The following is a 7,645-nucleotide window of genomic DNA, read 5'->3' as shown; positions in this document are numbered from 1 at the left end:
AGATGTGGGAGTCTTGGCTGGGTTAGTTATGTACGGACTGTTTACCGTGATTTACTAACCAACGAATCGCACACTCTCTACCAATCGTTCCTCCAACATACTTTGGACTTCAGCATCTATAGGAGCAGCTTTATCCGTTTTCAATAATCCACGCATTTGATCAATTAAAGCTGTTCGTTCTGTACCTAAACGATCTCTAAGCAAATTATCAGAAATATAAGCAGATGGCTGTTCCTCTATATGGTTTACTTTACTGTTAAGTTCGCTTTGAAGCGATTTGATAATCAAATTTACTAGAGTAAGTCGCTCACTCACCGATAAATTGAAAGCTTGTTTTTTGGCTTCTTGCAGAGACATAAAGTTTTTGCCAACGATATATACAGATTTTAGTTGTTATTGCTTAGTAAATGCTGCGTTGCAACCAACATAGATCGTACCTCGCTACCACAACAAAGTTGAAATCCCTGCAAGTACAGGACGACGACCTACGCAGCGATGACCTAATAATACGTTTTTAACTAAATCGTCAGCCGTTGGACGAGTTGATAATTTTGGTGGCTTGGTTAATTTTTCTGCGAGTTTTCCTTGCAAATCTGAAGGCGCACGAGGCGGAAATACTAAGCTTAGAGAAACATTCCCTAAAGGTGCTAATGTGCGAGATTGAGATTCCGCCCAAGTCCACATAGCGCCCTGGGTAGCGCTAAAATGACCCAAATTTGGCAATCCAATTCGCCCATTTTGACCCAGAAATATACCGATTCTCCCTTCACCAGCCGCTTGCATTTGTGGTAAAACACTTTCAATTAGCTGAATAGGCGCTATGACATTTACTTGCATCATTGTTTCTAAAGTGTCAAAAACTGCCGCGCAGTGAAATAATGCTGATGGTGTCTCTAATTCTGGCAATTGTAAAAGTCGCAAATCGCAATGTTGCCATACTAATTCTTTGTTTTGCGATCGCGCCCATACTATCAAATCTTCTGGTGGAGATCGCGTTAGCGCCACTACACGCCAATCTAGCCGTAATAAACTCATTACTACATTACGCCCCCAAAACCCTGTAGCACCTGTCACCCAAGCGGTTTTCATGGCAAGAGAAAGTCGTTAATTTCTTGAGTTACGCGATCGCGCTCTACATCTAACAAAATAATATGATCAGATTTTTCTAACCAACAAAGTTTTTTTTCTTTAGAGCCAAGTTGCTGATAAATTATTCTTGCACCATTAGGATCGACTACGGTATCTTTTAGCGATTGAATAATTAATGTTGGTACATCTATTTGCGGTAACAATGGTTTGATTGTATTAATCAATTCCAGCGCGCTTTTAACTGTAGGTAAATTAAAGGTTTTAAAAAAAGCAGCTTCTTCGGCAGCTTTTCGCATAACTTTATCACTAATTGGCAATTTCAATCGAGGTACATCATTAATTAATCTACCTACTGAGGCTAGATAACTTTCGGGTTTTAGTAAGTAATACCACTCATGTTTGATTGCTAAAAAAGGACTAAGTAAAATCAAGTTTTCTACAGGATTTGTAGCTGCTAAATACAATGCTAAAGGGCAACCTGTCGAAAATCCTACTATTGAAACACTGGCATATTTTAAACTTAGCTTTTGATAAGTTTCTTCTATGTGTTCGTACCATTCTCGCCACTTAGAAGCAGGCATTTTAGGCATAAGTTCCGCATGACCTGGGTAATTTATACCTTGAACAGTTAAACCGCGTTTGTATAAATATTCTCCTAATAGCTGCATCTCATATACACCGCCACCTAAGCCATGCAAAAGTAAGCAAGCGCGATCGCCTGTAGATTCTAATAAAAATGGTTGATTGCTTAATTTCATCTTTTTACCATTGTTCCTACAGCAAAATAATCGTTGCGTTGGAGGGTTTCTAGTTCCCATCCGTAAGGTTTTGCCCAATCGATTAATTGTTGCGCTGGACGTAATACTAATTTCCAAGGTTTTTGATTTAGATCGACTAAACTTTCTTGCAATAGTTTCAAATCTGGATGATTTTCTTCAATAGTAAAAACCCATCGTGCGCCGGGTTGAGTGATAGATGAACCATTATTTAAAACTGTTTTAATTTGCTCGTCTTCTGTCAAAATGTCAAAGAATCCAGAGGAAACTAAGATATTAGCTTTTTGGCTGGCAAAAGCAGATAAATTAAAGGCATCATTATGTTTAAAAACAATATCGCTACGCCCTTGAGTAGTAGCTTTTGCTTTGCCTTGGGTAACAGCTTCATCATTGTAATCGCCAGCAATAATTGTGGCTTTGTCAAAAGGTAATAAAAACAAATAAGAACCGACACCCGCCGCTAAATCAAAAACTTGAGGATGGTTGTAATTAGAAATTGCATTGTTAAGTTGTTTTACTAACATTTGACGGCGCGATCGCACTCCATCCCAAACTTTATTGGATAGGTAGATCCGGTCAATTAATACCCCTAATGGCGTAATTCCTTGGGGCTTATTTTCATAGACGTACTCCAGCATTACGCCAGAATCAAAGCCTGTTCTCCAGCCTAAGCTAATACCTTTGCTGAGTTTACCAACAGTTTTGAGTAAAAAACGTAAAATTTGATATTTCATAGCTTTTAGGGGTGATTTAGCGGTATTTAAGCTTGCATTTCCATAGCCAATCAACAGTTTTAGCTAAACCATTCATTGAGTTAAAAATATGCGGTGATAAACGGACATATTCGCCACGTTGGGCGGTAATAATGCGTTTTTTATAGCCATCTTTAACAATTAACTCCGCTTGTCCTAAGCCTGGATCGAAACAAACTAGACCAGACCATCTTTCGGGACAAGATACAACTTTCCAACCCATTTCTAACAAGCGTTCGTGCAAATAATCGCGGCGTTGTTTGACACCTTGAGTTATATTTTCCCAACCAGAAGATTGAAAGTATTTAAGATTAGTTTCAAATCGGGCGATCGCCTGGGGAGAAGACCAGCTTAATTCCCAACCACGCGCAGTTTTACTCATTCCCGAATGAACTAAAGGCGGTTGATTTAATCCTAGCCAAGTAGGAAAAGGTGCAGATAATCGGCTTAAAACTCTAGGACTAAGCACCAATAAAGCTAATCCCAAACCAGAAGCTAACCATTTTTGCGTTCCCGCACACCAAAAATCAATCTCAGGACACCAACTCGGCTTAACTCCCGCCGATTGAATTGCATCTACGCAAGTCCAAATACCTTTAGCGTTTGCTTGCTGTACAACTTGCTGCCAAGGTTGTTCTATCCCAGTTGTAAAGTCAACGGTGGAAATGCTAACCATTTTTACAGATTCATCCCAAGGTTGCGCCCAGTCTTGCACGGCTTGCGCTTCAACTCCAAAGCGGTCTAAACTCTGCCAAGGTAAAACATTAGCGGGAAAATCATTAGCTGGATAAAGGATGGTGTCGCCGTTTTGCCAAGTTAGACTATGGGCTGCGATCATTAGTGCCATGCTAGTAGAAGGTACAAAGGCAACTTGTTCGCTGTGACAACCCAACCATAAAGCAACGTCTTCTCTCAGCTTATCGACTCGTTTAACCCAGTTTGGTAAAAGAATATTGCCCATAAGTTCGGGGGCGAACAGGCTGTGCATATAGCTTTTCACAGTTAAAGGTGCAAGTCCTGCCCAGTTTAGGTAAGTAATTCCGGGAATCATTAAATTTTTATAACTAGGAAATGGTCATCTTTGATCCGCGCGATCGCGCTTTATAGTAAGTTACCCAAAGCGTTAGATGGCTAGATTCTCCCAAGATTCGCGCGTAAGCTGCCATTCGATTTGACTCCACGAGCGATCGCTCATCCAATTAGGACTAGGACGAGTGCCAATGGCAATAAATCCATACCGTTGTGCTAAACGGGTAACTCGCAAATTTGCACTGACAGAAACGCCTCGAATCTCCTTTACAGCCAGATTGTGAAAACCAAACTCAATCAAAGCTTTTGCTACCTCAATAGCGTAGGCATAACGCCCCCAAAATTGAGATGCTAACTCAATGCCTAGTTCTGCTATATCTGCACTGTAACCTTCCTGGCGCAGTCCGCCACAGCCAATTAGTTCTTGATTGCGGCGATCAACTAGAGCAAGCTGATAATTGTAGCGAGGGTTTTCCGTTGCCCATTGATTAAAAAGGTGCAGAAGTTTTTGAGTATAGTTCAGTGTTACTTCCTCCGGCGCACAGAACTCTGCATAGCGCAGATCGGCACGATAGGCAAAAAACGCTGGCTCATCTTCCTCAATAAAGTCTCGTAAAAGAAATCTTTTGGTAATAATTTCCATATTCAATTAAGCTCTTGTTCGCATTTAACAAACTACTTCAAACAGGAGTAAGCGATTGGTTGCTAGTAATATCGCGGATAGATCGAAATATCCTTAGCAAGATAGTTAATCCGCAACCGATACACATTCCGGGAATCACATATTGCCAGATGGGAAAATTAAACGCCGCAACAATGCAGCTAATCGCAATAATTGCCAGTCGGTCAGTTTGTCCGCAAGGCCCTACCGATTGGGTTTTGCTTCCCGCCGTTAAACCAAGTAATCCAAACGTTTGTACCCAGCTTGTGAGGATAATTAAGGTAATAATCCATGTAAGTTGACCGTGAGGAAATAAACCCAAAATAATTAGTAAATCGGTTATTTCTCCGGGTAAACGGTTGAGATAAGCCCCCAATGGCGATGTTTTATCAAATTCTTCGGCGACTAAACCATCTAAGGTACTAAGTAACATTCGAGATGCGATCGCAATTACCGCCCCAATCCACCAGCCTTGATATAAACAATAAGCTGTAGCTAAACCAGGAATAATCGTCGAACACGATAGCCAATTGGGTGATAGTCGATCAATTCCAGGAATTTTCCTTAGTAAAGCCCGTAATGAGTATTTAGCCTGATACAAGCCCAAATCGAGTTTAGGAGTCATAAAAATAAATCTTGTTTAAGTTGAGTAACTAACAAATCTAAATCGTTACCCTTGTAAGGTTCTCCGAAGGTAACTTCTAAATGCTGAAATGGTTTCCACCACCGCGCTTCAATTGACCAAGCAGCTTTAGTTCCCGCCAAATGTGCGGGTAAAATTGTCCAGCCTTCTTGTAGCAATAGTTTTAATAATCCGCGTTGAAGTTGGCAACTTTTGCGGCTACCACTGGGATAAAACAAAATCCAGCCAGAGGTTGCAGCTTTGAGGCGATTTCGCCACTGTCGCAATTCCATGACGCTGAGGCGATCAAAAGCTACGGCTTGACACAATAATGAGGCTGCTAATGCCCGATTGACTTTATCAAAAAAGTAGTCTGCGGCGGCTAATACAACAATTTGATGGCGGATTTTGGCAGGTATTGCAGCCAGTAAAGTTATGGTATCTAGGTGGGATTGATGATTTGCTACAATTGCAATGCGATCGCCAGTAGGAATTTGCCCTTTTACCGTTAGCCGATATTGCAACCTTAATAAAGTAACCGCAAGCCAACTACCACAAAGTCGCAAAGTATCCCAAGTTAAATCTGGTACGCGAGGATAACTCCCCAAACGTTTAGTTAAAGGATCTCCCAAATCCACCGCCGGGACATAATCAAATTTCATACGGGTTTACCCTCATAAACAAAAGGTTCTAATGTTAAAGGCTGTTGTCCGTCAGTTTGATTTAAGATAACTTTGCGGACTGCATAAGAAACAGGATTAGTTTCGCGGCTTAAGTCTTGACTATGTAAGTTATAAGCCCGTTGTTCTTCTTGTACTGCGCGGATATCTTCGGCAAACACTTGGCGAAATGTACCTTTATCTAAAATTGGATGCAGCAATTTTAAAATCCAAGGCATTCCCCACACATGGCGAAAGTAAAATGTTGAATAAACCCAGGTTCGTTGTGGCTCCGTGGGAACATAAACTACAAATAGATAAAATGCCCCATCTTCTGACCATAAATGAAAGTAAGGGTACTCGTACATTACATGAACGCGATTTTTACCAGGATGAGAAATCAACGCTGCAAGTAGTCTAGGGGTATCTACTTCATAGATGGCGTTTACAGTCCGCAAGTTACTTTTTAAAGACAATAATTTGGGATTTGCCCAAGGTTGGGCGCTTTGGTGCAAGTCTGCATGAAATAAATCCGTCGCATTTTCAGTAATATAACTAAAGTGACAGCCAACCTCTCCTTGCATCGGAATCGGATGGTAATGCTGACTATGAACTGGGGGAATTTTTGGTAACGGGACAGAATCGACTAACTTTTCATCGCCTAAAAACACCCACAACCAGCCGCCATACTCTTTAACGGGATAGGACTTAAGACAAAATTGCTTTTGCATATCCATACCCGGAATATCGGTACACTGACCGCTAGGGGCAAATTTCCAGCCGTGATAACTACAAACAAGTTTATTTCCGACGCGGCGACCAAATTTACTTAAGCGCACCCGTTTATGCGGACAAGCATCTTCAAAGACGCTGTAGCTACTATTAGCCTTGACAACAACTAATTCTATCGTTCCCACTTTTGCCGCTTTAATACCACTACGCGAAAAATTCTTAAGATGGGCAACTGTCCACCAATAATTGAGATTGAGGCTGCACTGACGAACATCTTGCATTAGTAGCCAAAGCCTCCATGAAAAAACCGGACTGTATGAAAAAATACTGGCGCAACCCACAGCAAACTATCAATTCTGTCTAAAATTCCGCCATGTCCGGGTAAAAGTGCGCCAAAGTCTTTAATCCCCAAATCGCGTTTAAAGGCACTCATTACCAAGTCGCCAATTTGACCGCCAATACCTACTATTAAACCAATTATTCCCACTAACCACCATTGAAAATGAGGAAAAGCGATTTGCCAGTTTAAAAATGCGATCGCAATACTCGACACTAAAGCTAAAATTGAGCCTTCTACAGTCTTTTTGGGCGATATCTCTGTCCAAGTTGTTTTACCGAATAACTTACCCCATAAAAAAGCTAAAGCGTCGTTAAATTGAGTCGCTAACACCATAAATAAAACATAACCTAAACCATATTTTGACTGACTTAAAAAGCTAATATGTGCCATGAACCAACCAAAATAAATTAGTCCAATCGCGGCTAAAGAAATGTGTTGAATCGCACCTTTAGATTGATTGGTAAGTATAGGTAAAGTCGTAATTCCGGCTATTCCCCAAATTGGCAACGCCATAAACAACCCGTATTGATTAAAAGCCGCACCCAATCCCAAACCCACAATTAATATATCTACAACAATACAGTAAGCTTTATGCTCGTAAAGTCCTGTACTACGGGCAAATTCTTTAAAACCATAGATAGAAATCAACGTAATTGCGATCGCCCATGCACCAGAACCTAGCCACAAAGGTATAAAAATTACAGGTAACAAAATCGCCCAAGTTAAGTAAGGTTTCTTTGCTACTTCTAAAGGTTTCAGCCAAATAAAAATACCTAATAATGAATAAACAATTGCCGCCAAACTAGAGTAGAAAGCTAAAGGAATAAAGTTGTTAGTAATGTTATTCCTAATTAATTCAAACAAATTGAATGACTGGGCGATCGCATTTATACTGTTCATATTTAGTCAAGTCAATATTGGCGGTATTTGCAGCCATTTTTTAAATGTTTGCTTTTAAATACAAACCCTGTGTTGCTAATTCCAG

At 40.6% G+C, this 7,645-nt stretch carries 10 protein-coding genes; all 10 read right to left on the bottom strand.

Going from position 1 to position 7,645, the window contains the following annotated elements:
- Positions 1-54: 54 nt before the first annotated feature.
- The 10 genes from C7B70_RS16690 to C7B70_RS16645 all read right to left on the bottom strand — a co-directional run bounded on the left by C7B70_RS16690 (position 55) and on the right by C7B70_RS16645 (position 7,560).
- Positions 55-357, bottom strand: coding sequence for a hypothetical protein (locus C7B70_RS16690; RefSeq protein ID WP_106370143.1), 303 nt, complete (start codon positions 355-357; stop codon positions 55-57).
- A gap of 84 nt (positions 358-441) precedes the next feature.
- Positions 442-1,089: an SDR family oxidoreductase gene (locus C7B70_RS16685; RefSeq protein ID WP_106370142.1), complete on the bottom strand. Its 648-nt coding sequence runs from the start codon at positions 1,087-1,089 to the stop codon at positions 442-444.
- Positions 1,086-1,847, bottom strand: a complete 762-nt coding sequence (locus C7B70_RS16680) for a carboxylesterase (RefSeq protein WP_106370141.1) — start codon at positions 1,845-1,847, stop codon at positions 1,086-1,088. The genes C7B70_RS16685 and C7B70_RS16680 overlap by 4 nt, the downstream gene beginning before the upstream one ends.
- Positions 1,844-2,599 (bottom strand): class I SAM-dependent methyltransferase family protein, encoded by a 756-nt coding sequence (locus C7B70_RS16675; RefSeq protein ID WP_146134080.1) that lies wholly within the window; start codon positions 2,597-2,599, stop codon positions 1,844-1,846. Before C7B70_RS16675 ends, C7B70_RS16680 begins: the two co-directional genes overlap by 4 nt.
- A gap of 16 nt (positions 2,600-2,615) precedes the next feature.
- Positions 2,616-3,668, bottom strand: a complete 1,053-nt coding sequence (locus tag C7B70_RS16670) for an aminotransferase class V-fold PLP-dependent enzyme (protein ID WP_106370139.1) — start codon at positions 3,666-3,668, stop codon at positions 2,616-2,618.
- A 72-nt stretch (positions 3,669-3,740) separates the two neighbouring features.
- Positions 3,741-4,289 (bottom strand): GNAT family N-acetyltransferase, encoded by a 549-nt coding sequence (locus tag C7B70_RS16665; RefSeq protein ID WP_106370138.1) that lies wholly within the window; start codon positions 4,287-4,289, stop codon positions 3,741-3,743.
- 37 nt (positions 4,290-4,326) lie between these two features.
- Complete coding sequence (locus C7B70_RS16660; RefSeq protein WP_106370137.1) at positions 4,327-4,932, bottom strand: CDP-alcohol phosphatidyltransferase family protein; 606 nt, start codon at positions 4,930-4,932, stop codon at positions 4,327-4,329.
- Entirely contained in the window at positions 4,929-5,591 is a 663-nt protein-coding gene (locus C7B70_RS16655) for a 1-acyl-sn-glycerol-3-phosphate acyltransferase (protein ID WP_106370136.1), read from the bottom strand. The genes C7B70_RS16660 and C7B70_RS16655 overlap by 4 nt, the downstream gene beginning before the upstream one ends.
- Positions 5,588-6,601, bottom strand: a complete 1,014-nt coding sequence (locus C7B70_RS16650) for a Rieske 2Fe-2S domain-containing protein (RefSeq protein WP_106370135.1) — start codon at positions 6,599-6,601, stop codon at positions 5,588-5,590. The genes C7B70_RS16655 and C7B70_RS16650 overlap by 4 nt, the downstream gene beginning before the upstream one ends.
- A complete protein-coding gene (locus tag C7B70_RS16645; RefSeq protein WP_106370134.1) occupies positions 6,601-7,560 on the bottom strand; it encodes a phosphatidate cytidylyltransferase in 960 nt (319 codons plus the stop codon). The genes C7B70_RS16650 and C7B70_RS16645 overlap by 1 nt, the downstream gene beginning before the upstream one ends.
- Positions 7,561-7,645 lie beyond the last annotated feature (85 nt).

The sequence above is a fragment of the Chlorogloea sp. CCALA 695 genome (genome assembly GCF_003003885.1).
Classification (GTDB): Bacteria; Cyanobacteriota; Cyanobacteriia; order Cyanobacteriales; family Chroococcidiopsidaceae; genus Aliterella.
Note: the sequence above shows the minus strand (reverse complement) of the source record. Positions and strands in the feature narration are given on the sequence as shown.

Coding starts and splice junctions, on each gene's coding strand:
- C7B70_RS16665 (WP_106370138.1), bottom strand. CDS start 4,289: ATGGAAATTATTACCAAAAGATTTCTTTTACGAGACTTTATTGAGGAA.
- C7B70_RS16670 (WP_106370139.1), bottom strand. CDS start 3,668: ATGATTCCCGGAATTACTTACCTAAACTGGGCAGGACTTGCACCTTTA.
- C7B70_RS16650 (WP_106370135.1), bottom strand. CDS start 6,601: ATGCAAGATGTTCGTCAGTGCAGCCTCAATCTCAATTATTGGTGGACA.
- C7B70_RS16680 (WP_106370141.1), bottom strand. CDS start 1,847: ATGAAATTAAGCAATCAACCATTTTTATTAGAATCTACAGGCGATCGC.
- C7B70_RS16685 (WP_106370142.1), bottom strand. CDS start 1,089: ATGAAAACCGCTTGGGTGACAGGTGCTACAGGGTTTTGGGGGCGTAAT.
- C7B70_RS16655 (WP_106370136.1), bottom strand. CDS start 5,591: ATGAAATTTGATTATGTCCCGGCGGTGGATTTGGGAGATCCTTTAACT.
- C7B70_RS16645 (WP_106370134.1), bottom strand. CDS start 7,560: ATGAACAGTATAAATGCGATCGCCCAGTCATTCAATTTGTTTGAATTA.
- C7B70_RS16690 (WP_106370143.1), bottom strand. CDS start 357: ATGTCTCTGCAAGAAGCCAAAAAACAAGCTTTCAATTTATCGGTGAGT.
- C7B70_RS16675 (WP_146134080.1), bottom strand. CDS start 2,599: ATGAAATATCAAATTTTACGTTTTTTACTCAAAACTGTTGGTAAACTC.
- C7B70_RS16660 (WP_106370137.1), bottom strand. CDS start 4,932: ATGACTCCTAAACTCGATTTGGGCTTGTATCAGGCTAAATACTCATTA.